Raw genomic sequence first — 25,911 nt, 5'->3', positions numbered from 1 at the left:
AAGCACAGGTTCCGGAGACGGATTCTCACCTTAGCATGAGCGAGAATCCGTCTCCGGAACTTTTTATGTAAAAAATGGAGAGGTATTTTTGTTTACATATTAATACAGGGTGCGGCCAAGGTATTGATGAAGTTAACTTTTGAACTGAATGTTTGTAAATAAACAAACAAATATAAAATAAGTTTATAAATATATAGACAAAAAGAAGAAAATGATATATGATGTCTATACCGGCCGACATCAGGCGTGGAAAATGAGAGTATTGGAAACAGGTAAAGGAGGCGGAAGCAATGTCTTATGATAGTTTGGAAAGCCGGGATGAGGCTTTTTATGGCGCGTCACTGGAGGAACTGAAGCGGGGATATAAGGAAACAGGGACAGAGGTACAGTGCCTGATTTGCGGAGAGTTATATGAAAAAGGAGAAGTCTTTCCAAAGGATGGAAAATATTATGATGCGGCAAAAAGGATACAGCTTCATCTGAAGGAGGAGCATGGTTCTATGCTTCATTTCCTGCTCCATTCCGGATTGACGGGTATATCGGAAATCCAGCAGTCTGTTATAGAGGCTATGGGGGAAGGGCTGAGTGATAAGGAAATAGCGGAAAGACAGAAGATTTCTGCTTCTACAGTCAGGAATCACCGGTTCAAGCTGCGGGAGAAGGAGCGGCAGGCCAGGGCATTCCTGGCTATGATGGAATTATTGAAAGAGATGGGAGATAAGATGGAAAAGAAGACGGAGGATAAGCTGTGTGAGCCTCACCGCACGGCTGCGATGGTGGATGACAGATATATTATAACGGAAGAGGAAAGAAAACAGATAATACAGACCTTCTTTGACGAGAATGGGCATCTTAAGGAAGTCCCTGCAAGGGAAAAGAGAAAGCTTGTGGTTCTCCGGAAGATTGCGGATAATTTCAAGCCGGGAAACAGATATACGGAAATCGAAATCAACCGGATCCTCAAGCGGATACACAACGATTTTCCTTATATCAGGCGGCTTATGATTGAATATGGATTCCTGGAACGGACAAAGGACGGTTCCGAATACTGGCTGAAGGAATAGTCTGATGCGGCGGTCAGCCCCGCATCAGCTCCTTCATGGCTTCTTTCAGACCTTTGACGGTGAGAGGATACATGGAAAATATTTCTTTGACAGCAGTTTCGGATTCGCGCCAGGGAGCGTTTCCCTTTGCCATTTTGGGATTCAGCCAGACACTTTTTTTGAAACATTCTTTGAGAAGCTGCATCCATTCAAAACCGGTCAGTCCGTCATTGGGACCCCGGTAATTTCCGGAAGGAGAGAACAATTCTTCCGGGGCCATGGCGGCGTCACCGACAATAACCACCTTCGTATCGCCTTTGAGATTATGGAACAGCCATTCCGTTTCAATCCAGTCTCCATAATCACACGCAGGGGTATTATACAGCTTTCCGTAAATACAGTTATGAAAATAGTAAAATCTTGTTTCTTTAAAATGATTGGACCTGCTCACAGCCTGGAATAGCTCATTCATCAGGCTGGAATAGGGCAGCATGGTTCCGCCGGAATCCATGAGCAGCAGCAGCTTCACTGCATTTTTACGGGGAGGCTCCATGACGATTTGTAGAAACCCGCCGTTCCGGCAGGTCTTGCTGATTGTGCCGTCCAAATCCAATTGGGTACGGGGCAGATCGCGCCGGGAAGAATACTGTCTGAGACGACGGAGGGCCTGCTGGAACTGACGGTTGTCTATGATCCGATCATCCCGGAAATCTTTGTACCTGTGTTCGCCCATGACGGCGAAGGCAGACTGGTGGCCGCTTTTGCCGCCCACACGGATACCTCCTGTATGAGCGCCTGTATTTCCGTAGGAGGATTTCCCCATGGTCCCTATCCAGTAATCCCCTCCGTTGTGTTCGCTTGTCTGTTCTTCAAGCCGTTTCCTCATGCGTTCTTCGATTTCTTCTTTAGAAGAATCGCCTTCTTTGCTTTCCGGGTTTTCGCCGGGAAGCATTTTTTTCTCTTCCTTCCATTGCGGAAGGAGTTCATTCATGTCCGGCTTATCCAGCCACTCCAGCAGGCGGGCGGTCAGAGGGGTATTGCCGCGGATACCATTAAAATACTCTTCAAAGGCAGAGTCGAATTTATCATAATCCGTCTCTCTTTTCACCAGGAGCATACGGGAAAGAGAGTAGAAGGAGGAAAGACTGCTGCCGCACAGTCCTTTATCCAGAGCCTCCTGCAAGGAAAGCCATTCCCCCGGCGTGACAGGGACTTCATGATTTTTAAGAATAACAAAAAATGCTTCAAACATAACCGGCACCCCTTACAGATAACGGTGTTTTTTTACCGCATCCATATCTTCGTCTTTTTTAATAAGTATTCCGGGAAAAGGAAGCTCTTTTGCAAGGATTTCCGGAGAAATACCGCTTAAGGAAAGTGCGTTGACCCAGTCAATCAATTCGGAGGTGCCTGGCTTTTTGCGGAGACTGCGTATGGAACGTATTTCCTCAAAAGCGGAAACGGCAGCCTCTAACAAGTGGGCCTCTACCAGCGGAAAATGCACTTTGACTATTTGAGTCAACATGGCCTTGTCAGGGAAATCAATGTAATGAAAGATGCAGCGCCGTAAAAATGCATCCGGCAGTTCTTTTTCCGCGTTGGAGGTGATGATGACGATAGGGCGTTCTTTTGCCCGTATGGTAACGCCGGTTTCCGGGATATGGAATTCCATCCGATCCAGTTCCCAAAGCAGGTCGTTGGGGAATTCCAGATCTGCTTTATCGATTTCATCAATGAGCAGAACAGTCCGGCTGTCCCGGGTAAAAGCCTCTCCCAGCCGGCCGAGCCGGATGTAGCGTGAAATGTCGTTCACACCCTCTTCCCCGAACTGACTGTCATAGAGTCTTTTAATGGTATCATAGGTGTACAGGCCGTCCTGGGCCTTGGTGGTGGATTTGATATTCCAGGTAATCAGCTCCATGCCCAGAGCTTCTGCTACGGCCTGGGCGAGCATGGTTTTTCCGGTGCCGGGTTCTCCTTTAATGAGCAGCGGCCTTTCCAGGGCGGCTGCTATATTGACGCTGTCTGTCAGACTTTGATCCGCTATATAGGTTCCTGTGGACTGAAAGCAGTTTTGCATGGGTATGAATTCCTTTCCTCTTTACTGTCAGGCTGCTGCATAAGCGGCCGTATCTTATATGGTAAGGGAGAATGGCAGCAAATGCAAGAAACATGCGCTCAGATGATAAAAATTTTTAAGAAAAACTTAACAATAATCCCATTGGAAATTAAATCTTTCATGATTTAATAAAATAATAGTTACCCTGGTTCATTATGTGGTATACTGATGCAAAAAGGCAAAGCGTGCTTAAAATCGCAGGAATGCTGCGGAAAAGCTTTGCGGAAGGAGCGACTGAAGATGACGAATATTCTGGTATGCGATGACGATAAAGAGATAGTGGAAGCGATAGAGATTTATCTTGCGCAGGAGGGCTATCATGTGATTAAAGCTTATGACGGGGAGCAGGCGATCCGGGCGCTTAAGACCAATGAAGTCCATCTGCTCATTATCGATGTCATGATGCCGAGGCTGGACGGAATACATGCCACACTGAAAATCAGGGAATACAGCAGCATTCCCATCATTATATTGTCGGCCAAATCGGAGGATGCGGATAAGATCCTCGGGCTGAACATCGGAGCGGATGACTATGTGACCAAGCCCTTTAATCCGCTGGAGCTGGTGGCAAGGGTGAAATCCCATCTTCGCAGATATACCCAGCTGGGCAACCTGAATTCGGAAAACAACGCGATTTTCCGTGCGGGAGGCCTTGTGATCAATGACGAGACGAAGGAAGTGACCGTGGATGATGAACCGGTCAAGCTCACTCCCATTGAATACAATATCCTGCTGCTTCTTGTAAAAAACCAGGGCAGGGTTTTTTCTATCGACCAGATTTACGAAAGTATTTGGGAAGAGGAAGCTATCGGCGCAGATAATACGGTGGCAGTCCATATCCGTCATATCCGGGAAAAAATAGAGATAAACCCCAAAGAACCCAGATATCTGAAGGTAGTGTGGGGAGTGGGATATAAGATTGAAAAGCAGTAAAGACGGAACAGCACAAAAGGAAGCAGGAAAAATGACAGCTCCGGGAGGAAAGTTATGAAGAAGTCGAATGTTTGCGGGAGAGGAAAGCGGATATTTCTTCTGTTTACCAAAAGAATATTGACGGCGGCAGCGGCAGGCTGTGTGATCGCCATTATATCCAATTCATTCATAACTGTGGAGGGGACAAACGGAAAAAGCCGTTATTTCATATCCCCCTTTTCCCAAAAGGAACTGTTCGAGGATTCGGAAATTTTTGATGATATCCTCCGGAATGATGTCCAGGATATTACCCGGATGTCCGTTATCAAGAGCCAGCTGGAAACCAACGGGGAATATGAAGGGAAAAAGAAGATAGACATCACCGCTTATGTAAACAGAACCAGCATGCTTTCCGAATCGGAGGTGACGGCGGAATATTATCTGGATGATTTGATTAAATGGGGGAATTATGGTTTCAATTATGAAACCGTCTATGGTACGGAAAATGATTTTTCCATTTATTTCGGCCTGGGGAAAAGTGATACGGAGATTCCCGGGGAGCTGAGTGTCGGGGATTTCAAACTGCAGCAGGATCTGTCCAAGCAGGCCATTAAATTTTCCGCCCAGGCGGCGGAATCGGATTCCCTCAGCATGCGTATGATCGCCGAGCTTCCCGACAGCCTGGAGGGATATCTGGAGAGGGCGTCTGAAAAAGGGGAAATAGAAGTGGATACGGATGAAGTGATCGCCCTGGATATTCTGGTGCCCCGCTATTATTCTGCAGAGGGCCAGGATTTGGCCGATTATGCCTCCGATTTGGATGAATATCTGGTGCTGCGTGACAATCTGGTGGCAGCCTGCAACCAGCTGTACCATAATTTTACGGAGTACAGCAGCTTTAAAAAATTCTACGGGGAAGATAAGACAAACATCCGGTATTGCTATCAGATGACGGTGGACGGTGAGCCGCGTTATTTTACGAATATACCACAGAATTTTAACGGAAAGAGTGAACAGGAGATTACAGAGGAATTCAGCGGATACGGCAGATATCTGTACTATAATCCGGATCGGGTGGAAATCAAGACCAATACACAGATGACTACGGAGGAAATGCGGGGGATACTGAGCCCCTATGAGTATGTATTTGCGGAGAATTCCAGAGTCTGGATCGGTGTGGACACATCCTATGGGGTGGTTGACAGCCTGGCTCAGGCGAGGAATACGTTTGTCAGCTTCATGCCTTATTACTGGCAGACGGCGGTGCTGGGAATTCTGGCGCTGATCCTTTCCCTGTGGCTTCTGGGCGTGCTTACGGTTTATGAAGGCAGGAAGGAAGCGGAGAATGAGGACGGCTATGTGGTGGAGACAAAAAAGGGAGATCGGTTCCCGACAGAGATTTTCCTGACACTGGGCTTTTCCGTTACGGCAGGCTTCTGCGTACTTTGCGCCGCAGCCTATGATATTGCCTTCAGCTATGCGCTGGAAGGAGACATAAGCCCGTTTATGATGACCGCAGGTGCGGTTTTGGCGGCGTTTCTGTTTGACTGGATAGCCACATCCTTTTATCTGGGGCTGGTACGCCGGCTCAAAGTGCACCGGTTCTGGAGGGATTCCCTGCTTTGGCAGCTGGGACGTCTCATCCGAAAGCTGTTTTTCCGTTTGTATGATAACAGCCATATAGTGAGCCGGCTTTTGATTCCGTTTTTCTTCATAACAGCCCTGAATCTCTTTTTCGGAATGCTTGGCGTGCCGGGGATTCTGGCTGCGGGTGTTATTGATGTGTGTGTGGCGGCGCTTCTTTATCAGGAACGTAAGGACCTTCAGAAAATCGTGGAAGGGACACAGACCATCGGCGAAGGCGATTTCGGGTTTAAAATAGACGACAGCAGGATGCATGGGGAAAATAAGATTCTTGCGGAAACAGTGAACAGTATCGGCGACGGGATACAAGAAGCGGTGGCTACCAGTATGAAGGATGAAAAGCTGAAGGCGGATCTGATCACCAACGTTTCCCATGATATTAAGACGCCCCTGACATCCATAATCAATTTTGTCAATCTGCTGAAAAGAGAGGATATCCAGGACGAGAAGATCAAAGGGTATATCCAGGTGCTGGACAGTAAATCCCAGAGGCTCAAGCAGCTGACCGACGATTTGGTGGAGGCCTCCAAAATTTCCTCCGGAAATATATCCCTGCAGATGGAAAAAATTAATTTTGTTGAGCTGATCAACCAGACCATGGGGGAATTCTCGGAAAAAATGAATGAGAAATGCCTGATTATGGTTGCGGCCATGCCTGAAAAGCCGGTATATATTGAAGCGGACAGCAGGCGTATCTGGCGTGTGGTGGAGAATCTGTTCGGAAATGTATATAAATATGCGCTGGAGGGAACCCGGGTTTATCTGGATCTTTCCGTGAAGGAAAAAGACGGGAAAAAGACGGCAGCCTTTTCCATGAAAAATATTTCGGCCCAGTCCCTGAATATCAGCGCGGATGAGCTTACGGAGCGTTTTATACGGGGAGATGTTTCCAGAAGTACGGAAGGCAGCGGCCTGGGCTTGTCCATAGCCAGAAACCTGACGGAACTGCAGAACGGTAAATTTGAGATTTATCTGGACGGTGATCTGTTTAAGGTGATTCTGACCTTCCCCTGTATGGATGATTAAGGGCTGAGCCGTCGTTTATCAGAGAAAAGAAAACGGGCAAAGGAGATGTGCCGGAGCACAATCCTTTGTCCGTTTTTGTATGAGAGGGAAGAGAAGAATGCATTCCCTCAGCTGTTAAATGTGATATTCTTCCCGGTTATTGTATCTGGCCAGGATTTCATTGATTTTTTCCGTAGGCGTCATTACGTGGGACATGGAAACATCATGGTTCATGAAGTCGATGATCGAAGCCAGGAATTTACTCATATCCGCTTCCGTATAATAAGGCCTAGTGTATATCTCCGGAGGCTGGTAGGTGAGATTTGTGGTGATTACCCGGTCGAACCAGCAGTTTTCATACGCCTTGTCAAAGGATTCCAGTCCGTTGGTGAACAGGCCGAAGGTACAGCAGATGAAGACGCGTTTTGCATTCATTTCCTTCAGCTGACGGGCGGTATCAAGCATGCTTTCACCGGTGGAGATCATATCATCGATGATGATAACATCCTTGCCGTCAATATTGTCCCCCAGGAATTCATGAGCGACAATGGGATTCTTGCCGTTTACGATGGTGGAATAATCCCTGCGTTTATAGAACATACCGGTATTGACGCCGAGAACGTTGCCGAAGTATACGGCACGATCCAGCGCGCCTTCATCAGGGCTGATGACGATGGTGTGCTCCTGGTCAATTATCAGGTCATCCTCCGTATCAAGCAGGGCACGCATGAACTGATAGGGAGGGGTGAAATTGTCAAAGCCGTTTAGTGGCGTGGCGTTCTGCACTCTCGGGTCATGGGCATCGAAGGTTATGAAATTATTGACACCCATATCGGCCAGCTCGGTGAGCATATAAGCGCAGTCCAGAGATTCCCGGCTGGTTCTTTTATGCTGTCTGCCTTCATAGAGGAAGGGCATTACCACATTTATCCGATGGGCCTTTCCTGCGGCAGAAGAAATCATTCTCTTCAGATCCTGGTAATTATCATCCGGGGATCGGTGGTTCGTATATCCGTTGATGGAATAGGTCAGACTATGGTTACATACATCCACGATTATGAAAAGATCCTTTCCTCTGACGGACTCCCGGACAATTCCTTTCCCTTCACCGCTTCCGAAGCGGGGATTGGAGGCGTCCACCAGGTAGCTGTCTTCGATGTATCCCCGAAAAGCAGGATCATCATGTTTGGTATTTTTCATATTTTTCCGGAATTCAACAAGATAATTGTTGACACGTTTCCCGATGGCCGAGGCGGATTCCATGGCCAGAACCTTCAGAGGGGCTACAGGAAGTGCATTTTCCAGTTCGCGTACATTTGGCATATCCTTCTCCTGTCTGTCTGCCGGCAGCAGACCTTTCTTTATTTGCAGCGAAGCATTTACTGCTGCAAAACTATGTAAGTATTATTTTGAAAAACACATAGCTAATTTATTTTATAACATTATGCTAGTGACACGTCAAGGAAATTCTAGTAGAATAAGGAAAGGAAAAGCCGTTCAGGCGAGAAAGACAAAAGTGTACCTGGTGCACGGATGGGAGTTTACATGAAAAGAAAAGGCCATTTAATCCAGGCTGTCAGTGAAGACGGGATTGCCTGTGAAATGGGGATTGAGCCGGGAGACAGGCTTCTGGAAATTAATGGGGAAACGGTGGAAGACGTTTTTGACTACCAGTATATGATTGAAGAGGAATATGTGGAGGTACTGGTGGCAAAGCCCTCCGGTGAAGAATGGCTCCTGGAAATAGATAAGGATTATGAAGAGGATTTGGGAATTACCTTTGAAAACGGACTGATGGATGAATACCGTTCCTGCAGCAATAAATGTATTTTCTGCTTTATCGATCAGATGCCGAAGGGAATGCGGGAAACCTTATATTTTAAGGATGATGATTCCAGACTTTCCTTCCTTCAGGGTAATTATGTGACGCTTACCAATATGTCCGAAAGGGATGTGGAGAGGATTATTAAATATCACCTGTCCCCCATTAATATATCTTTTCAGACAACGAATCCCGAACTCCGGTGCCGGATGCTGCATAACCGGTTTGCGGGGGAAGCTTTGAAAAAGGCGGATCGTTTTTTTGAAGCGGGTATTCAGATGAACGGACAGATTGTCCTTTGCAAGGGCTTTAATGACGGAGAGGAGCTGGACCGCTCCATCAGGGACCTGACAAGGTACCTGCCGCATCTGCAGAGCGTTTCCGTCGTTCCCGTGGGATTGTCCAAATTCCGGGAGGGTCTGGAGCCGCTGGAACCGTTTACTCAGGAGGATGCTAAATATGTGCTGGAGCAGATTCACGGCTGGCAGGAAAAGATTTTCCCGGAATACGGGCTTCATTTTGTACATGCCAGCGACGAATGGTACATCCTTGCGGGAGAGAAAATGCCGCCGGAGGAAACCTACGACGGTTATCTCCAGTTGGAAAACGGCGTGGGTATGATAAGGCTTATGCTGGAGGAATTTGAAGATGCCCTCCGTCAGCTGGAAGAACCGGGAGCGCTGGAAGGCAGAATCCTGGAAGGGACGTATTCCTCCGTCACAGGAAAGATCGCTTATCCCTATATCCGCAGAATGGCGGATCGTATCATGGAACGGTTTCCGGAGATATCAATCCATGTTTATCCTGTAAGGAATGATTTTTTCGGGGAAAAAATCACGGTCACAGGGCTGCTCACAGGACAGGATATTATCGCGCAGCTTAAGGGGCAGGAATTAGGTGAAATCCTGTATTTACCGGAAAATATATTAAGGAGCGGTGAACAGGTTTTGCTGGATGATATTACAGTCCGGGACCTGTCAGGGGCTTTACAAGTGAAGACAGATATTGTAAAATCAAGCGGATATGACTTTGTTAACGCTTTTATCAGAAGAATGGATGGAAAAAATATATGAGTGATACAACGAGAAAACCAATTGTAGCGGTGGTGGGAAGACCTAACGTGGGAAAATCCACCCTTTTTAACGCTCTGGCAGGAGAGATGATCTCCATCGTAAAGGATTCTCCCGGGATTACCAGGGATCGTATTTATGCGGATGTGACCTGGCTGGATCGGGCCTTTACCCTGATAGATACCGGCGGAATAGAGCCGGACAGCAGTGACATTATCCTGTCGCAGATGCGGGAACAGGCTCAGATAGCTATTGATACCGCAGATGTTATCCTCTTCATGGTGGATGTAAAGCAGGGGCTTGTAGATTCGGATTCCAAGGTGGCGGATATGCTGCGGCGTTCCCATAAGCCTGTGGTTTTGGTGGTAAATAAGGTGGACAGCTTTGACAAGTTCATGGCGGATGTCTATGAATTTTATAATCTGGGCATCGGAGATCCCAATCCTATTTCAGCGGCGAACCGGATGGGGATCGGCGATCTGCTGGATGAGGTCATCAGGCATTTCCCTGACAGGTCCGAGGCGGAGGATGAGGACGACAGGCCCAGAATCGCCATCGTCGGGAAACCGAATGTCGGGAAATCTTCTATTATTAATAAGCTTATCGGAGAAAACCGGGTAATCGTATCCGATATTGCCGGCACTACCAGGGATGCCATAGACACGGAGGTGGTGCATAACGGAAAAGAATATATCTTTATCGATACGGCAGGACTGCGCAGGAAAAATAAAATCAAAGAAGAGCTGGAACGGTATATGATCGTCCGTACTGTGGGAGCTGTGGAGCGTGCCGACGTGGTAGTGCTTGTAATCGACGCCCAGGAGGGCGTTACCGAACAGGATGCCAAGATTGCAGGAATAGCCCATGAACGAGGCAAGGGCATGATCATAGCGGTGAATAAATGGGATGCCATTGAAAAAGATGATAAAACCATATACCGTTTTCAGGAGAAGGTGAGGAATACGCTGGCCTTCATGCCTTATGCGGAAATCATTTTTATATCAGCGAAAACTGGACAGCGCCTGCCCAAGCTTTTTGAAACGATTGATGCGGTTATTGAAAACCATGCGCTCCGGATTGCTACCGGTGTGCTTAATGAGATTATGGCCGAGGCTGTGGCGATGCAGCAGCCGCCGTCCGATAAGGGAAAGAGGCTCCGTCTCTATTATATTACACAGGCGGCCGTGAAACCGCCTACCTTTGTTATTTTTGTGAACGATAAGGAATTGATGCATTTTTCCTATACTCGTTATATAGAAAATAAAATAAGGGAAGCCTTTGGATTCAGAGGAACCCCCCTGAAATTTATTATCAGGGAACGGAAGGAGACAAGATAAGATGATTCGAGTAGTTTGCCTTTTGATAGGCTATGTTTTTGGCCTGTTTCAGACTTCATTTCTTTATGGAAAGATGCATGGCATCGATATCCGTAATTACGGAAGCGGAAATGCCGGTACCACGAACGCTCTTCGTGTACTGGGCACTAAGGCGGGACTGATTGTTTTTGGAGGGGATGTTATTAAGTGTATCCTGGCGGTGCTTGTTGTAAGGCTTCTGTTTGGAAACAGCCATCCGGATATGAAATATCTGTATATGCTGTATGCGGGAGCCGGTGCAATCCTGGGCCACAATTTTCCTTTTTATCTTAATTTCAAAGGAGGAAAGGGAATTGCGGCAACAGCCGGTCTTATCCTTTCTTTCCATCCTTATTTTATACCTGTAGGCGTGGTTTTGTTTTTCGGTGCGTTCCTCACCACTCATTATGTATCTCTGGGCTCCCTTCTCGTTTATGCGGGATTCATGATTGAACTGGTAGTATTGGGCCAGATGGGTATTTTCGGAATGAGCCAGGCGGCTCTCATTGAGCTTTACATAGTCGGCGCATTTCTCACCGTTATGGCGTATTGGAAGCATAGAGAAAATATCAAACGGCTGCTTCATGGAAATGAGAGAAAAACCTATCTGTTCAAAAAGAATAAAGAAGCAGTGAAAGAATGAAAGATAAAAAGCAGAGTCTGGCGACAGGCGGAAGGGATCGGTAATGGCTGAAATAGGAATGATAGGAGCGGGCAGCTGGGGAACAGCGCTCACCTGGCTTCTTACAAATAACGGGCATCATGTGACGGTATGGTCCGCACTTGAGACGGAAATTGAGATGCTGCGGGAGAAAAGGGAGCAGAAGGATAAGCTTCCCTGCGTAATCCTTTCGGAGGATACTGTTTTTACCACAGATTTAAAGGCTGCGGTGGAAGGAAAGGATCTGCTGGTGCTCGCAGTACCTTCGCCCTTTACAAGAAGCACGGCGGCTCAGCTGAAAAGCGTTGTGGACAAAGGGCAGATTATTGTCAATGTTGCCAAAGGAATCGAAGAAAACTCCCTGATGACGCTTTCCCAGATCATTGAAGAAGAAGTGCCCCAGGCTGAGGTCGCCGTACTTTCCGGCCCTTCCCACGCGGAAGAAGTAGGCAAGGGGCTGCCCACCGTCATTGTGGCGGGAGCAAGGAATAAGAAAACAGCGGAATATATTCAGAATATTTTTATGAATGAAGTGTTCCGTGTGTATGCAAGCCCTGATGTACTGGGAATTGAAATCGGCGCGGCACTGAAAAATGTGGTGGCGCTTGCGGCAGGAATCGCCGACGGTCTGGGCTACGGAGATAATACGAAGGCGGCGCTTATTACCCGCGGAATTACGGAAATCGCCCGCCTGGGAATCCAGATGGGAGGCCATTTTGAAACCTTCTGCGGCTTATCCGGAATCGGGGATTTAATCGTTACCTGCGCCAGCATGCATTCCAGAAACCGCAGGGCCGGAATCCTTATCGGGCAGGGCTGTACGATGGAAGAGGCCATGAAAGAAGTGAAGATGGTGGTGGAGGGCGTTTATTCTGCCAAAGCTGCCATGGCTCTTGCAGAAAAATATCAGGTACAGCTTCCTATTATTGAGCAGGTCAATGAAGTGCTGTTCCACGGGAAGCCTGCGGCACAGGCTGTGAGCGATCTGATGCTTCGGGATAAAAAAATAGAAATTTCGGACGATACCATGTGGGCGTGAAAACAGAATATGGCTTTCACCCTGTTTTAGGGAGGGAATGATAAGAAATGCAGGAGAATAAGCTTCAGGAATTGTTGGATTCCTTATCTTTGACGGAAAAAATCGGACAGCTGGTGCAGGTGCCTGGCGAGGTACTGAATGCGGAGGGACAGGAGCTGGGTGTCAGGGAGGATTTGGGGCTCAGTGAAGAACTGGCCCGTAATGTGGGTTCCACCCTTAATGTGGTGGGAGCGCAGCGGGTCAGGGCGGTACAGAAGGCCTATCTGGAACGGAGCAGACATAAAATCCCCCTGCTGTTCATGGCGGACATTATTTATGGTTTCCGAACGGTATTTCCTATTCCGCTGGCCCTGGGATGCTCCTTCGATCCGCAGCTTCTGGAAAGGCTGTGTGAAGTGACCTCGGAAGAAAGTGTGGCGGCTGGAGCCCATGTTACCTTTTCGCCCATGGTGGATCTGGTAAGGGATGCAAGATGGGGGCGGTGTCTGGAGTCCACAGGGGAAGATCCTTATATGAACAGCCTTTATGCCGCGGCTATGGTAAAAGGCTTCCAGAAGGGCCTTGGAGAAGCGAAGCCGGCGGGCATGGCCTCCTGTGTGAAGCATTTTGCCGCCTATGGCGCGCCGGAGGGCGGCAGAGATTATAACACGGTGGACATGTCTGAGCGCAGGCTGCGCCAGGAATATCTTCCTTCCTATAAAGCCGGTGTGGATGCAGGCTGTGAAATGATCATGACTTCCTTTAATACTGTGGACGGAATCCCTTCGACAGGAAATAAGTGGCTGATGAACGATGTTCTCCGGGAGGAGTGGGGCTTTGACGGCGTGGTAATCACCGATTATGCGGCTATAGCTGAGCTGGTGCTTCACGGAGCGGCAGAGGATCAGAAGGAAGCGGCCCGCCTGGCTATGGAAGCCGGTGTGGATATTGACATGTGTACCGGCTGTTATGCCAATTACCTGGAGGAACTCCTGAAGGAAGGCAAAATTGATGAAGGCATGCTGGATAAGGCGGTAATGCGTATCCTCAGGCTGAAGAATAAGCTGGGCTTATTTGAAGATCCTTACCGCGGAGCCGATGAAGCGGAAGAAGCCCGTCTTTTCCTCTGTGAAGAAAACCGCAGGCTGGCCAGAGAAGCGGCAGTGAAAACCATGGTTCTGCTGGAAAATAAACAAGGGATGCCGCGTTCTGCGGGCGGCACTTATGCTCAGGAGAAAACCCTTCCATTAAAAAATGGCGGCAGGATTGCTGTCATAGGGCCTTATGCGGATAACCAGGATGCCCTGGGTATGTGGGCCATTCATGGAAACAAAGAGAATGTCGTTACCTTAAAGGCGGCATTGGAAGAAGCAGTCGGAAAAGAAAACGTGACGAGCGCTCCCGGCTGTGAAACCTTGCTGGAGAAGGATTACCGTGACCTTCCGTTTATGATGGAACAGATGGGAATGGAAGCATGGAGTACAGAAAAACGTCAGCAGGAAATGGAAAGGGCCGAAAAGCTTGCGCAGCAGGCCGATATAGCAGTATTGGCCCTGGGAGAAGCCGTGGCGCAGGGTGGAGAGGGCGGAAGCCGTACCTGCCTGGATTTGCCCGGCGATCAGCTTGAGCTTCTCCGCAGAGTCCGGGAAAAGGCGGCGAAAGTAGTTGTTGTGCTGTTTGGCGGACGTCCGCTTGTTCTGGATGAGGTTGGCAGGTTATCGGATGCCCTGCTTGAAGTTTGGTTCCCGGGGACCGAAGGAGGGCATGCGATCGCCGATGTTCTGTTTGGAAAAGAGAATCCTTCCGGAAGGCTGTCCATGAGTATGCCCCGCAGGGTGGGACAGATGCCTTTGTACTATAATCATTTCCGGACGGGAAGACCCTATGACGGGACAACGCCGAACCGCTTTTTCTCCCGTTATACAGATTGTGATAACGAGCCATTATATCCTTATGGATATGGTCTTTCCTATCACAGGGCGGAATACAGCCCGGTTACTCTGAGCAGCCATATTATGCACAGGGAAAGCCCTCTGACCGTAAAAGCGGATATTACCAATACTGGTGATATGGCGGGCGTGGAAGCGGTACAGCTGTATATCCGTGATGTGGCCGGCAGCGTGGTGCGTCCGGTGAAGGAGCTGAAAGGCGTACAGCTGGTTTCTCTGGAGGCAGGGGAGACAAAGACTGTGGAATTTGTTATTACAGAAGACATGCTGCGTTTTTATGGAAAAGATATGGAATATCGTTCGGAGGCAGGTAAGTTCCAGGTGATGGTTGCTCCCCACAGCGGCTGTGAGATGCAGGCAGAATTTATTCTGGAATGATCGGAAGGCTGTAAGAAAAGTGTATATATAAAATCCCCGTCCTTTCAAGCAGGAAAGGCGGGGATTTTTTTATGAAACAAAAGGATGGCCCGCAGAGCGGAGCCCTTATATATCGGATTGGTCTATTGGATGGCGGATACGATTTCCTGTGCCACCTTAGGCTTATTCATTGTATAAATGTGGATACCATCCGCATGATGCGCTTTCAGATCCAAAATCTGACGGATGGCATAATCAATGCCGGCCTTTCTCATATCCGCAGGATCATCACCATAGGTGGCAATGATATCCGCCAGCTGTTTGGGAACGGCTGAGCCGGACAGGGAAACCGTGGTTCCCAGCTGTTTGGCGGAAGTAATGGGCATGATTCCGGCACAGACGGGAAGCGTGATTCCGGCATTCCTGCTTTTTTCCAGGAATTTATAGAAAGCTTCATTATCAAAAAACAGCTGCGTGATTAGGAACTCGGCACCTGCATCACATTTTTCCTTTAAATGAAGAAGATCACTTTCCAAATCGGCGGCTTCATAATGCTTCTCCGGATAGCAGGCCCCGGCGATATGCAGATCCGTTTCCCCTTTCAGATAGGTAATTAAATCTGCAGCATGGGAAAAATGACGGCTGTCAAACTGTTCATCGCTCATATAAGAAGGCCTGTCTCCCCGAAGGGCCAGCACATGATTTACATGAACTTCTTTCAGCTGGGCGGTTACCGCATCAATATCTTCTTTTTTGGAGCCCACGCAGGTCATGTGAGCCAGTGCCATGATATGAAGCTGGTTTTGTATATAGGAGGCAATTTCCACGGTTTTTTTAGATTTACTGCCACCGGCGCCGTAGGTAACACTGATGAAATCGGGCTGAAGGCCGGCAAGGGAATCCAGCACGGCAAAGGCATTGGCGAATTCGTCTTCCTTTTTGGGCGGAAAAACCTCAAAGGAAAGTAATTGCTTTTTTTCGGCAAAGAGATCTTTTATCATTTGTTTTTCCTCGTTCGATTTAATTTTACGATATAAGATTTGACTCGTAACAGATAGTATCGTAACATGTTATTGAGTGAAATTCAAGGAATGATTGTCTGTGAACAGGCATATGGAGGACGTATATAATGGAAAGCAGAAGTTATTATGTACCACATATTTATGGGAAAACAGGACAGGACAGGAAAATTAAGGTATGGGTTCCCGGCTCTAAAAGCATCACGAACAGGGCGCTTCTTCTGTCCATGCTGGCGGATGGCCCCTGTACTCTGACGGGAGCCTTATTCAGTGATGATTCCCGTTATCTGCAGCAGTGCATCGCAGATTTGGGAATCGATATAAAAGCGGAGGAAGAGAAAGCCCTTATCCGGGTAGGGGGACTCGGAGGCAGGCTGCCGGTGAAGGAAGCTTCTGTTTATGTGGGGAGTGCAGGTACGGCAGCCCGTTTCCTGACGGCGCTGCTGGGGCTGAAGACGGGCGTCTGGCATCTGGATTCCTCGGAGCAGATGAAGCGCAGGCCCATGCTGCCCCTGCTGCAGTCACTTCAGGAGCTGGGAACCCGGGTGGAATATGGGGAAAAAGAAGGCCATTTCCCTTTTACCCTGTATCCGGGGGAAAACGGAAAGCAGGAGATTTCCGTGGATATCGAACACAGCAGCCAGTTCCTGAGCGCGCTGCTGATCGCGGCCTGCTGCGGGGACAGAAGCCTGGATATTCATGTAAAAGGGACGCATGGTATGGCTTATATTGATATGACTCTGCGCATGATGGGGCAGTTCGGAGTATTTGTACAAAGAAAGGGAACCGATTGTTTCCATATCAGTACGGGACAGGTTTACCGGCATCAGGATTATGCCATTGAGCCGGATGTCTCGGCGGCCTGTTACTTTTATGCTATGGCGGCCGTTCTGGGAACGGAAGTTTTAGTGCCCGGAGTACATTTTGCTTCCCTGCAGGGAGATGTACAGTTCCTGCGTATTTTGGAAAAAATGGGATGCCGGCTTCAGGAAAGGGAAGAGGGCATTTGGATGAAGGGGCCGGAAAATGGACGGATACATGGTGTAGAAGCGGATATGCACGCCTGTTCGGATCAGGCGATTACCCTTGCGGCCATAGCCCCTTTTGCGGATGCTCCGGTAAAAATAACCGGGATAGGGCATATCCGTTATCAGGAAAGTGACCGGATGGGGGCGATTGCCGCGGAACTTGGCAGACTGGGAATATCATGCATGACAGCGGAGGACAGTATTCTTATCCGGCCGGGGAAGCCGGCTCCGGGATGTGTGGAAACCTATGAGGATCACAGGATGGCGATGGGCTTTTCCCTCATCGGACTAAGAGCGGAAGGCATCATAATCAAGGATCCGGGCTGCTGCCGTAAAACATTCGAAGATTACTTCCAGGTTTTGGATCATGCGGTGGAAGAACTGCTTTCCTAAAACAGCTTACAGTTCGGCTTTCTGAACTGCTTCGGTTTCAGGTCCGGCGCGCAGGAACGGATCTGAGACCTGTTTTCGCTGAATATTCGTATAAACTGCACAGTAAATACGTAAATTCGTCCAGGCTGTTATGAAAATAGTTACAATCTATGAAAAAATAGGAAAAAGTACTTGATTTTTTCATAGATGTCGTGTATTATATAACTATCAAAGAAATCATCATACATCACTAACCATCATATTATTTAATTTAACACTTGGCAAACTTGCTGAAAAGCAAGGACGCAAAGCTACAGGGCCTTCCCTCAAAGAGGATGGCAGCCAGTTGCCTGATACATAGTAAAAACGTATGTATTTGCAAAGTAGCCTTGGTCGCCTTATGACACAAGACTATTTTTTTTACTTGTCAGGCCTTTGAACTTGAAAAAGGCGTGAAAACTACATTCGGCAAACTTATTGAAAAGTAAGGACGCAAAGCTACAGGGCCTTCCCCTTAAAAAGGATGGCAGCCAGCTGCCGGTACCACACGGTACTGTATCGATAGTCATAAGACTGTCACTACTTTTAAATAACTGAAAAGCCTGAGTAGTTTTCCATCATTTTTCAATCGACACGATTTGAAAGGATGAAGGAAAATGAAGAAAGCAATCATCACCGTATTAGCAGTATTAACAATCATCGTAACAGCAATGGCACCCGCAGCAAAAATGGATGCAAAGGCAGCAGCAGACCAGACTTCTACCATGAATGCAAGACTTCTGGCAGACATCAACAACTTAAGAGCAGAGCAGGGACTTCCCGCACTGACCCTTGACAGTGAATTAAACAGCTATGCAGCAGTAAGAAGCGAAGAAATCAATACAGTTTGGAGCCACACCCGTCCTAACGGAACAAGCGGAGCAGATATGATTAGCTCAACCAAATGGCGTGGAGAAAATCTTTCCTATATTACATACGGAAGCTTCGGATTTTCAGATTCCGAGCAGAACAACGCAGCAGACAGCGTATTCGCAAGCCTGAAGGCAAGCCCTTCCCATTACAGCAACATGGTAAGCGGAAATTACACAAAGATTGGTATTTATACATATGTAGCCAATACCGGTTCCGGTGTTAAGCTTTGTACCGCTTATATGTTCTCTAACTAAGAAGAATACCTTGATTTTGGAGGATAAAATGATAATGAAAAACCCCAACAGTTTAATCCGCTGTTGGGGTTTTTAAATGCTTTCCTTTTTTTCTTTATTCTTTTCCGTCCCAGCAGTAGGTACAAAGTTTGCAGCGATCAATTCCTACAGAATCAATCATATCATCCAGACGGTTATAGCGCAGGGATGTAAAATTAAGCTGCTGGCCTATTTGGGATACCATGGCCTGGAATTCCGGTGTTTCAGGATTGGAATAAGCATCCAGGTTAATATATTTGCGATCGCCTTCCATTTGCTGTATAACCCGTCGGGTAATCAGATCCATTTCCGAGGTGGAGCGTGAGAAATTCAGGTATTTGCAGCCGTAGAGCAGCGGAGGGCAGGCGGGACGGATATGTACCTCACGAGCGCCGCTTTGATAAAGGAATTCTGTGGTTTCCCTAAGCTGGGTACCGCGCACGATGGAATCATCAATCAGCAGCATGCTGCGGCCCTGAATCAGATCACGGACAGGGATAAGCTTCATTTTGGCGATCAGATTCCGCTGGCTTTGGATAGTGGGCATAAAGGAACGGGGCCATGTAGGAGTATATTTAATAAAAGGGCGGGAAAACGGAATCCCTGAGGTATTGGAATATCCAATGGCATGAGCTGTGCCGGAATCAGGAACGCCTGCCACGATATCCGGGGAAGCATCGTCCCTCTTCGCCATGGACGCACCGCAGTTGTAGCGCATTTTTTCCACGCTGATTCCTTCGTAGGAAGAAGAGGGATAGCCGTAATAAACCCACAGGAAGGTACATATTTTCATTTCTTTCCCGGGAGCCGCCAGCGTTTGTACGCCTTCCGGCGTTACGATTACGATTTCTCCGGGGCCTAATTCCCTTTCATTGATATATCCGAGGTTAAGGTAAGCAAAGCTTTCGAAGGATATACAGTAAGCGTCGTCCTTTTTGCCGATAGCGACAGGGGTACGGCCCATCCTGTCCCTTGCAGCATAGATGCCCTTAGGGGTCATGATGAGAATGGTCATGGAACCCTCGATCAGATCCTGAGCGTATTGAATCCCTTCGATTATATTTTCCTTTTGATTGATAATGGTGGCAACAAGCTCGGTGGCGTTGATGCTGCCTCCGCTCATTTCCAGAAAATGAATGTGGGAAGATGCAAGAAGATTGGACAGGATCTCCTCGGTATTGTTTATTTTGCCCACTGTGGCGATGGAATAAGTTCCGTGATGGGAACGTACGATTAACGGCTGGGGTTCGTAGTCGGAAATACTGCCGATCCCCAGGTTCCCTTTCATTTCCGTGACCTCTTTGTCAAATTTGGTACGGAAAGGTGCATTTTCAATATTGTGGATGGAACGGTCAAACCCACGTCCCTTTTCATAGACAGCCAAACCGGCCCGTCTTGTTCCCAAATGAGAATGGTAATCCGTTCCAAAGAAAAGATCAAATACACAATCCTCTTTTGATGCTACTCCAAAAAATCCACCCATGTTTTTCTCCTCTTGTATAGTGATAGTCCGATAAATGTGCAGACACATTAAAATCATATCACGATAGAAATTAAAAGTACATAAAAAATTATTGACTTTTCCGAAAACAGGCAATAGAATAGGTAACAGATATATTTTATAAATATAAAGGCAAAGATGGCGCATAAAGAGATGTATTTTCCAACAGAGAGAGGAAGTCACCGGCTGTAAGCTTCCCCGGGTTCAAATGCAGCTTGATTTTCACGCCGGAGCTGTCCTTCTGAAGGGTTTATTGGTAATATGCTGCTGAAGGTTAACTGAGAACATGCGCTTTATGAAAATATGAGCGGCTGACTGCGGTATATTATAATAGGAAGGAACGTATGGCACGTTACGCCGTAAGAGAGCCTGCAAAAGCAGAACGGCATAAGCCGGAAACGGAAGCAGGAATGTGGGTGGTACCGCGGAAATGGAAGAGAGACTTCCATTATTATTTCGTCCCTAGTATTTATGCTGGGGATTTTTTTGTGTCTGTAAATCCGCAAAAGAGTACGAATCCCCAAAGTTTATCAGCCGCACTGCGGTTCAGAACAGGAAGGAGTTTGTTATGAAGGACAGATTGGAACAAATCAAGGAAGAGGTCAGGAAACAGGTGGAAGCCGCAGGAACCCTTGATAAGCTCAATGAGGTCAGGGTGAATGCCCTTGGAAAGAAAGGCGCCCTTACGGAAGTGCTGAAGGGCATGAAAAATGTGGCGGCAGAAGAACGCCCTAAAATCGGCCAGATGGTTAATGATACAAGAGCAGAAATCGAAGCCATGCTGGAAGTGACCAAAAAGAAAATGGAAGGCGCCATCAGAGAGGCTAAAATGAAGGAGGAGGTTATCGACGTTACCCTCCCGGCTAAGAAAAATCTGGTGGGCCACCGTCATCCTAATACCATAGCGTTAGAAGAGGTGGAACGTATTTTTATCGGTATGGGCTACGAAGTGGTGGAAGGCCCTGAGGTTGAGAACGATTACTACAATTTCGAGGCATTAAATATTCCCAAGAACCATCCTACCAGGGATGAGCAGGATACCTTTTATATTTCAGAGGATATCGTACTGCGTACCCAAACCTCACCGGTTCAGGTGCGGGAGATGGAAAAAGGAAAGCTGCCTATCCGTATGCTTGCGCCTGGACGTGTATTCCGTTCCGATGAAGTGGATGCCACCCATTCCCCTTCCTTCCATCAGATAGAAGGCCTTGTTATTGATAAAAACATTACCTTCGCCGATCTGAAGGGAACACTGGCTGAGTTCGCAAAAGAGCTTTTCGGGGAAGAAACAAAGGTGAAATTCCGCCCCCATCATTTCCCGTTCACAGAGCCCAGCGCGGAAGTGGATGTGAGCTGCTTCAAATGCGGAGGAAAGGGCTGCCGTTTCTGTAAGGGATCAGGCTGGATTGAAATCCTGGGCTGCGGTATGGTACATCCCCGTGTGCTTGAGATGAGCGGCATAGATCCCAAGGAATACTCCGGCTTTGCATTCGGTGTCGGCCTGGAGAGAATCGCTCTTCTGAAATATGAGATAGATGATATGCGCCTGCTGTATGAAAACGATATTCGTTTCCTGAAGCAGTTCTGATAAAAATAAGAGTCGAGATTTAGAAATAAGAAAGGCTGGTTTGGGATTATGAATACAACGATATCATGGATAAAAGCATATGTGCCGGAGCTTTCCTGCACGGATCAGGAATACTGCGATGCAATGACAATGAGCGGGACCAAGGTGGAAAGCTTCGAAGCCCTGGATAAGAATCTGGAAAAGATTGTTGTGGGCCAGATTGAAAAAATTGAAAAGCACCCGGATGCGGATAAGCTGATTGTATGTCAGGTAAATGTGGGAACGGAAACCGTTCAGATCGTTACCGGAGCCCCCAATGTTAAGGAAGGGGATAAGGTACCGGTAGTGCTTGACGGCGGAAAGGTAGCAGGCGGACATGACGGCGGCCCGCTTCCGGAGGATGGAATCACTATCAAGGCCGGAAAATTGAGAGGAGTGCCTTCCTGCGGAATGATGTGTTCCATCGAAGAACTGGGCTCCAGCCGGGAAATGTATCCGGAAGCGCCGGAAAACGGTATCTATATTTTTGATGAGGATGCTGTAGTGGGGACGGATGCTATTGATGCTCTGGGCCTGCGCGATACGGTGTTTGAATATGAGATTACCAACAACAGGATTGATTGCTTCAGTATCCTGGGCATTGCAAGAGAAGCTGCGGTTACCTTCCGTAAGCCTTTTGTCCCTCCTGTAGTGGAAGTGCATGAAAATGCGGAAAATGTTAATGATTATATAAAGGTGGATGTAAAGGATCCGGATTTATGTCCCCGTTATTGTGCAAGGGTATGCACCAATATCAAAATTGCCCCTTCACCCAAATGGATGCAGAGACGACTGGCTGCAAGCGGTATCCGTCCTATTAATAACCTGGTTGATATCACCAACTATGTCATGGAAGAATATGGACAGCCCATGCATGCCTACGACCTGGATACCATTGCCGGCAGACAGATCATCGTACGCCGTGCAAAGGACGGGGATGAATTCCAGACACTGGATGGACAGGTAAGAAAGCTGGATAGCGAAGTATTAATGATCTGTGATGCCGAGAAGGAAGTCGGCATAGCCGGTATTATGGGCGGTGAGAATTCCAAAATCACAGATGACGTGAAAACAGTCCTGTTTGAAGCTGCCTGCTTCAACGGCACCAACATCCGCAAATCCGCGAAGCGTATCGGCCTTCGTACCGATGCTTCCGGCAAATTCGAGAAAGGCCTGGATCCCAATAATTCGGTGGATGCCATTAACAGAGCATGCCAGCTGATTCAGGAACTGGGCTGCGGTGAAGTGGTTGGAGGAATCGTGGATGTATGCGCGCCTCTGAAGGAAAGAGTACGCATTCCTTTTGAACCGGAACGTATCAATGCACTGCTGGGTACACAGATTCCTGAAGCGGAAATGCTGGATTATTTCGGACGTCTGGAATTTGAATATGACGAAGCAAAGAAAGAACTGATTATCCCTTCCTTCCGTCAGGATATTGAAGGCTTCGCAGATGTGGCGGAGGAAGTGGCAAGATTTTACGGCTATGATAAAATCCCCACAACCCTACCTAACGGGGAAGCAACTACAGGAAAGCTTTCCTTCAAGCTCCGGATAGAAGAAAAAGCAAGGGATATCGCGGAATACTGTGGTTTTTCACAGGGTATGTGCTATTCCTTCGAAAGCCCGAAGGTATTTGACAGGCTGCTGCTGGATAAAGAGGATAAACTTCGTGAAGCGGTTACGATAGCGAACCCTCTGGGTGAGGATTTTTCCATCATGAGGACGATTTCCCTGAACGGCATCCTCACCTCTCTGGGAACCAATTATAATAGAAGAAACAAGGCCGTTAAGCTGTATGAGCTGGGCAATGTTTATCTGCCTCACAGCGTGCCGGTAACAGAGCTTCCGGAAGAGCGGATGCAGTTTACACTGGGATTCTATGGAGACGGTGATTTCTACACCATGAAGGGTGTTATCGAAGAATTCCTGGAAAGCATCGGAATGAACGGGAAAAAAGAATATGATCCGAAGGCCGGAAAGAAATTCCTTCATCCCGGCCGTCAGGCAAACATTTCCTATGGCGGAAAAGTAATCGGTTATCTGGGCGAGGTTCATCCTGAAGTGCTGGATAATTATGACATCGGCACCAAAGCATATGTGGCTGTGCTGGATATGCCGGAAATCATTCCGTTCGCCACATTTGACAGAAAATACGAAGGAATTGCCAAATATCCTGCGGTTACAAGGGATATCAGCATGGTAGTCCCCAGAGAAATACTTGTAGGCCAGATAGAAGCGGTCATTGCCCAGAGAGGCGGAAAGATTCTGGAAAGCTACTCCCTGTTCGATATATATGAGGGAAGCCAGATTCAGGCAGGCTTCAAATCGGTGGCTTATACGCTCACCTTCCGTGCCAAAGACAGGACGCTGGAGGATGCCGATGTCAGTGCGGCAATGAAAAAAATCCTCAATGGCCTTCAGGGTCTTGGCATTGAGCTGAGACAGTAGTACAATAAGATTTGTGAAGCACCTTTTAAAAGAGGCGAGGTTTTAACATACGGCTTCTGCCGTATGCAGCCTCCCTGATTTAAGTACGATTTTGATCGTATGCGTGCATGGCACGCAGATGGGAGCAGATATGGATATTGGAACGGTAAATCACGAAGTGGATTTTTGTAAAGTGTATGATATGGAAACAAAAGAAAAGGTCGAGCGGATCCTTTTAAAAAACAGGATCTCCTATTTTGTGGAGTGGGAAGAGAAGGGGCTGAACAGCCTGCTCTTTTTTCGGAAACCAAGGGGAAAATCTGCCTGCATCTTCCGTATCCACAGTGATGAGGTCCCAAAAGCCAAACAGCTGCTCGCACCGGTGCTTGGCTCAAAAATAAAGGGAACCGGAGGTAACGACTGATGGAAAAGAAAAATGTTTGGAACAGCTATTCAGAGGAACAGCTGAAGGAAGTGGAAGCCTTTGCCAGAGAATATATGGATTTTCTGGATGCAGGAAAGACAGAAAGAGAGTGTGTGGACACCCTTGTTAACCTGATTGAAAAGGAAGGCTACGTAGAACTGAACGCTTTACTGGAAAGCGGAAGTAAAATTAAGCCAGGGGATAAGATTTATGCCGTCAATATGAACAAATGCCTGGTTATGTACCAGATTGGGAAAAAGCCTATGAAGGAAGGCATGAATATTCTGGGAGCCCATATTGATTCGCCCAGGCTGGATGTTAAGCAGAATCCTGTTTATGAGGACAGCAGCATTGCTTATCTGGATACCCATTATTACGGCGGGGTGAAGAAATACCAGTGGGTGGCGATTCCCCTTTCCCTGCATGGTGTGGTAGTTAAGAAGGATGGTACCACAGTGGAGATTAATGTGGGTGACAATGAAGACGATCCTGTTTTCTTCGTTTCAGACCTGCTGGTCCATCTGGCCGGAGAACAGATGGAAAAGAAAGCGTCTAAAGTGATTGAGGGAGAGGCCCTTGATCTGATTGTCGGCAACATACCTGTGAAGGACAAGGATAAAGACGCGGTGACTGCAGGCGTATTGAATATCCTGAAGGAGTCCTATGGTATTGAAGAACAGGATTTCCTTTCTGCAGAGCTGGAAATCGTTCCGGCAGGCAAAGCGAGGGAAGCAGGCTTTGACAGAAGCATGATCCTTGCATACGGACAGGATGACCGAGTATGCGCGTATACCTCTGCAAGGGCTGTTCTGGAAGTGGCCGGAGAGGTAACAGACCGTACGGCATGCTGTATCCTTGTGGATAAGGAAGAAATTGGAAGTGTGGGAGCTACCGGTATGCAGTCCCGTTTCTTTGAAAATATGACTGCGGAACTGATGGAGCTTATGGGAGAATACAGTGAACTGAATTTAAGAAGATGTCTGTCCAATTCCACTATGCTTTCCTCTGATGTGAGCGCAGGCTATGATCCTTCCTATGCCTCCTGCTTTGAAAAGAAAAATTCCGCGTTCATGGGAGACGGTATGGTCTTCAACAAATTTACCGGTGTCAGAGGGAAATCAGGCTCTAATGATGCCAATGCGGAATACATGGCACATATCAGAGAAATCATGGACAGCTCGGATGTGGTATTCCAGACGGCGGAGCTGGGCAAGGTTGATGTGGGCGGCGGCGGAACCATCGCTTATATCATGGCATTATATGGTATGAACGTGATTGACTGCGGTGTAGCCGTACTTAACATGCATGCACCCTGGGAAGCCACCAGCAAGGCCGACGTCTATGAAACGAAGAGAGGTTATGTTGCTTTCCTGAAAAAGGCCGGCCTGTAAG

At 47.7% G+C, this 25,911-nt stretch carries 19 protein-coding genes and 2 riboswitches; of the genes, 14 read left to right on the top strand and 5 right to left on the bottom strand.

Features of this window, described 5'->3' with window-relative positions:
- Positions 1 to 290: 290 nt before the first annotated feature.
- Positions 291 to 1,064, top strand: coding sequence for a DUF2087 domain-containing protein (locus BLA28_RS27980; protein ID WP_069159536.1), 774 nt, complete (start codon positions 291 to 293; stop codon positions 1,062 to 1,064).
- Between the two features lie 13 nt (positions 1,065 to 1,077).
- Here the strand turns inward: BLA28_RS27980 and BLA28_RS27975 are convergent, their stop codons facing one another.
- Together BLA28_RS27975 and BLA28_RS27970 are read right to left on the bottom strand one after the other, a co-directional pair.
- On the bottom strand, positions 1,078 to 2,295 hold the full coding sequence (locus BLA28_RS27975; RefSeq protein ID WP_069159537.1) for a VWA domain-containing protein: 1,218 nt from the start codon (positions 2,293 to 2,295) through the stop codon (positions 1,078 to 1,080).
- Between the two features lie 12 nt (positions 2,296 to 2,307).
- On the bottom strand, positions 2,308 to 3,123 hold the full coding sequence (locus BLA28_RS27970) for an AAA family ATPase (protein WP_069159538.1): 816 nt from the start codon (positions 3,121 to 3,123) through the stop codon (positions 2,308 to 2,310).
- Positions 3,124 to 3,402: 279 nt separating this feature from the next.
- On the opposite strand from BLA28_RS27970, the gene BLA28_RS27965 reads away from it, so the two are divergent.
- A complete protein-coding gene (locus BLA28_RS27965; protein WP_009256400.1) occupies positions 3,403 to 4,095 on the top strand; it encodes a response regulator transcription factor in 693 nt (230 codons plus the stop codon).
- Positions 4,096 to 4,149: 54 nt separating this feature from the next.
- Positions 4,150 to 6,744, top strand: coding sequence for a histidine kinase dimerization/phospho-acceptor domain-containing protein (locus tag BLA28_RS27960; RefSeq protein WP_009256399.1), 2,595 nt, complete (start codon positions 4,150 to 4,152; stop codon positions 6,742 to 6,744).
- A 114-nt stretch (positions 6,745 to 6,858) separates the two neighbouring features.
- Here the strand turns inward: BLA28_RS27960 and BLA28_RS27955 are convergent, their stop codons facing one another.
- Positions 6,859 to 8,046, bottom strand: a complete 1,188-nt coding sequence (locus BLA28_RS27955) for a ribose-phosphate pyrophosphokinase (RefSeq protein WP_009256398.1) — start codon at positions 8,044 to 8,046, stop codon at positions 6,859 to 6,861.
- Positions 8,047 to 8,268: 222 nt separating this feature from the next.
- On the opposite strand from BLA28_RS27955, the gene BLA28_RS27950 reads away from it, so the two are divergent.
- The 5 genes from BLA28_RS27950 to bglX are packed head-to-tail and all read left to right on the top strand — an operon-like array spanning position 8,269 to position 14,976.
- Positions 8,269 to 9,618: a DUF512 domain-containing protein gene (locus BLA28_RS27950; protein WP_069159588.1), complete on the top strand. Its 1,350-nt coding sequence runs from the start codon at positions 8,269 to 8,271 to the stop codon at positions 9,616 to 9,618.
- A complete protein-coding gene (gene der / locus BLA28_RS27945; RefSeq protein WP_009256396.1) occupies positions 9,615 to 10,952 on the top strand; it encodes a ribosome biogenesis GTPase Der in 1,338 nt (445 codons plus the stop codon). Before BLA28_RS27950 ends, der begins: the two co-directional genes overlap by 4 nt.
- 1 nt (position 10,953) lies before the next feature.
- Positions 10,954 to 11,613 (top strand): glycerol-3-phosphate 1-O-acyltransferase PlsY, encoded by a 660-nt coding sequence (plsY, locus tag BLA28_RS27940; RefSeq protein WP_044971980.1) that lies wholly within the window; start codon positions 10,954 to 10,956, stop codon positions 11,611 to 11,613.
- A 43-nt stretch (positions 11,614 to 11,656) separates the two neighbouring features.
- Positions 11,657 to 12,670 (top strand): NAD(P)H-dependent glycerol-3-phosphate dehydrogenase, encoded by a 1,014-nt coding sequence (locus BLA28_RS27935; protein WP_069159539.1) that lies wholly within the window; start codon positions 11,657 to 11,659, stop codon positions 12,668 to 12,670.
- A gap of 47 nt (positions 12,671 to 12,717) precedes the next feature.
- The gene (gene bglX, locus BLA28_RS27930) at positions 12,718 to 14,976 is read left to right on the top strand and encodes a beta-glucosidase BglX (RefSeq protein WP_069159540.1); all 2,259 of its coding nucleotides are present in this window, start codon (positions 12,718 to 12,720) and stop codon (positions 14,974 to 14,976) included.
- Positions 14,977 to 15,098: 122 nt separating this feature from the next.
- Here bglX and metF read toward each other — a convergent pair whose 3' ends face one another.
- Positions 15,099 to 15,956 carry a methylenetetrahydrofolate reductase [NAD(P)H] gene (gene metF, locus BLA28_RS27925; protein ID WP_069159541.1) on the bottom strand — a complete coding sequence of 286 codons (858 nt, stop codon included), beginning with the start codon at positions 15,954 to 15,956 and terminating at the stop codon, positions 15,099 to 15,101.
- Positions 15,957 to 16,084: 128 nt separating this feature from the next.
- Here metF and aroA point away from each other — a divergent pair, with 128 nt between their 5' ends.
- Complete coding sequence (aroA, locus tag BLA28_RS27920) at positions 16,085 to 17,395, top strand: 3-phosphoshikimate 1-carboxyvinyltransferase (protein WP_081365675.1); 1,311 nt, start codon at positions 16,085 to 16,087, stop codon at positions 17,393 to 17,395.
- 249 nt (positions 17,396 to 17,644) lie between these two features.
- Positions 17,645 to 17,728, top strand: a riboswitch (cyclic di-GMP riboswitch).
- A 103-nt stretch (positions 17,729 to 17,831) separates the two neighbouring features.
- Positions 17,832 to 17,916: riboswitch (cyclic di-GMP riboswitch) on the top strand.
- 114 nt (positions 17,917 to 18,030) lie between these two features.
- Positions 18,031 to 18,540: a CAP domain-containing protein gene (locus BLA28_RS27915; RefSeq protein ID WP_009251034.1), complete on the top strand. Its 510-nt coding sequence runs from the start codon at positions 18,031 to 18,033 to the stop codon at positions 18,538 to 18,540.
- A gap of 94 nt (positions 18,541 to 18,634) precedes the next feature.
- On the opposite strand, the gene BLA28_RS27910 is transcribed toward BLA28_RS27915, so the two are convergent.
- A complete protein-coding gene (locus BLA28_RS27910) occupies positions 18,635 to 20,041 on the bottom strand; it encodes an amidophosphoribosyltransferase (protein ID WP_069159542.1) in 1,407 nt (468 codons plus the stop codon).
- A 586-nt stretch (positions 20,042 to 20,627) separates the two neighbouring features.
- Between BLA28_RS27910 and pheS the strand changes: the two genes are divergently transcribed.
- The 4 genes from pheS to BLA28_RS27885 all read left to right on the top strand — a co-directional run bounded on the left by pheS (position 20,628) and on the right by BLA28_RS27885 (position 25,910).
- Positions 20,628 to 21,647 (top strand): phenylalanine--tRNA ligase subunit alpha, encoded by a 1,020-nt coding sequence (pheS, locus tag BLA28_RS27900; protein ID WP_009256387.1) that lies wholly within the window; start codon positions 20,628 to 20,630, stop codon positions 21,645 to 21,647.
- A 48-nt stretch (positions 21,648 to 21,695) separates the two neighbouring features.
- Complete coding sequence (gene pheT, locus BLA28_RS27895) at positions 21,696 to 24,116, top strand: phenylalanine--tRNA ligase subunit beta (protein WP_069159544.1); 2,421 nt, start codon at positions 21,696 to 21,698, stop codon at positions 24,114 to 24,116.
- A gap of 130 nt (positions 24,117 to 24,246) precedes the next feature.
- Entirely contained in the window at positions 24,247 to 24,519 is a 273-nt protein-coding gene (locus tag BLA28_RS27890) for a hypothetical protein (protein WP_009256385.1), read from the top strand.
- Positions 24,519 to 25,910 (top strand): aminopeptidase, encoded by a 1,392-nt coding sequence (locus BLA28_RS27885; protein ID WP_069159545.1) that lies wholly within the window; start codon positions 24,519 to 24,521, stop codon positions 25,908 to 25,910. Before BLA28_RS27890 ends, BLA28_RS27885 begins: the two co-directional genes overlap by 1 nt.
- The last annotated feature ends 1 nt before the right edge of the window (position 25,911 follow it).

Origin of the sequence: Eisenbergiella tayi, assembly GCF_001881565.1 — a bacterium.
Taxonomy (GTDB): domain Bacteria; phylum Bacillota; class Clostridia; order Lachnospirales; family Lachnospiraceae; genus Eisenbergiella; species Eisenbergiella tayi.
This window is presented reverse-complemented; position numbering and strand designations above follow the sequence as displayed.

Bases quoted from the DNA above. Each gene is read 5' to 3' on its own strand.
- BLA28_RS27980 (WP_069159536.1), top strand. From the start codon at position 291: ATGTCTTATGATAGTTTGGAAAGCCGGGATGAGGCTTTTTATGGCGCG.
- BLA28_RS27975 (WP_069159537.1), bottom strand. From the start codon at position 2,295: ATGTTTGAAGCATTTTTTGTTATTCTTAAAAATCATGAAGTCCCTGTC.
- BLA28_RS27970 (WP_069159538.1), bottom strand. From the start codon at position 3,123: ATGCAAAACTGCTTTCAGTCCACAGGAACCTATATAGCGGATCAAAGT.
- BLA28_RS27965 (WP_009256400.1), top strand. From the start codon at position 3,403: ATGACGAATATTCTGGTATGCGATGACGATAAAGAGATAGTGGAAGCG.
- BLA28_RS27960 (WP_009256399.1), top strand. From the start codon at position 4,150: ATGAAGAAGTCGAATGTTTGCGGGAGAGGAAAGCGGATATTTCTTCTG.
- BLA28_RS27955 (WP_009256398.1), bottom strand. From the start codon at position 8,046: ATGCCAAATGTACGCGAACTGGAAAATGCACTTCCTGTAGCCCCTCTG.
- BLA28_RS27950 (WP_069159588.1), top strand. From the start codon at position 8,269: ATGAAAAGAAAAGGCCATTTAATCCAGGCTGTCAGTGAAGACGGGATT.
- der (WP_009256396.1), top strand. From the start codon at position 9,615: ATGAGTGATACAACGAGAAAACCAATTGTAGCGGTGGTGGGAAGACCT.
- plsY (WP_044971980.1), top strand. From the start codon at position 10,954: ATGATTCGAGTAGTTTGCCTTTTGATAGGCTATGTTTTTGGCCTGTTT.
- BLA28_RS27935 (WP_069159539.1), top strand. From the start codon at position 11,657: ATGGCTGAAATAGGAATGATAGGAGCGGGCAGCTGGGGAACAGCGCTC.
- bglX (WP_069159540.1), top strand. From the start codon at position 12,718: ATGCAGGAGAATAAGCTTCAGGAATTGTTGGATTCCTTATCTTTGACG.
- metF (WP_069159541.1), bottom strand. From the start codon at position 15,956: ATGATAAAAGATCTCTTTGCCGAAAAAAAGCAATTACTTTCCTTTGAG.
- aroA (WP_081365675.1), top strand. From the start codon at position 16,085: ATGGAAAGCAGAAGTTATTATGTACCACATATTTATGGGAAAACAGGA.
- BLA28_RS27915 (WP_009251034.1), top strand. From the start codon at position 18,031: ATGAAGAAAGCAATCATCACCGTATTAGCAGTATTAACAATCATCGTA.
- BLA28_RS27910 (WP_069159542.1), bottom strand. From the start codon at position 20,041: ATGGGTGGATTTTTTGGAGTAGCATCAAAAGAGGATTGTGTATTTGAT.
- pheS (WP_009256387.1), top strand. From the start codon at position 20,628: ATGAAGGACAGATTGGAACAAATCAAGGAAGAGGTCAGGAAACAGGTG.
- pheT (WP_069159544.1), top strand. From the start codon at position 21,696: ATGAATACAACGATATCATGGATAAAAGCATATGTGCCGGAGCTTTCC.
- BLA28_RS27890 (WP_009256385.1), top strand. From the start codon at position 24,247: ATGGATATTGGAACGGTAAATCACGAAGTGGATTTTTGTAAAGTGTAT.
- BLA28_RS27885 (WP_069159545.1), top strand. From the start codon at position 24,519: ATGGAAAAGAAAAATGTTTGGAACAGCTATTCAGAGGAACAGCTGAAG.